This is a genomic window from Enterobacter sp. 50793107, from assembly GCF_001463365.1.
Taxonomy (GTDB): Bacteria; Pseudomonadota; Gammaproteobacteria; order Enterobacterales; family Enterobacteriaceae; genus Enterobacter; species Enterobacter cloacae.
Genome location: NZ_LNII01000073.1, coordinates 1 through 434, shown reverse-complemented (window position 1 = coordinate 434; position 434 = coordinate 1). Strand labels below are relative to the sequence as shown.

Sequence of the window (434 nt, the reverse complement as noted above, 5' to 3'; positions counted from 1 at the left end):
AACCCGCTGCTGGGGCTGGATGTGGACGCGCGTACCGTTGCCACGGTGATTGCCGACTGGACCGGTGTGCCGCTCTCCTCATTAATGAAGGATGAACAGACGGAACTGTTACGCCTCGAAGAGCACCTCGGTAAACGCGTGGTGGGCCAGGATGCGGCGCTGAACGCCATCACCCAGCGCCTGCGCGCGGCAAAAACCGGGCTGACACCAGAAAACGGCCCACAGGGCGTGTTCCTGCTGACCGGACCGAGCGGCACCGGCAAGACCGAAACCGCCCTGGCGCTGGCGGACGAACTGTTTGGCGGCGAGAAATCCCTGATAACCATCAACCTCTCCGAATACCAGGAGCCGCACACCGTCTCCCAGCTCAAGGGTTCCCCGCCGGGCTACGTCGGCTACGGCCAGGGCGGTATTCTCACCGAAGCCGTGCGCAA

General features: G+C 63.8%; 1 protein-coding gene. It reads left to right on the top strand.

Annotation, left to right across the window (positions count from 1 at the left end; translation table 11 throughout):
• Positions 1–434 (top strand): AAA family ATPase (locus APU11_RS10270; RefSeq protein ID WP_114078534.1); only part of this gene is annotated, 434 nt, incomplete at both ends.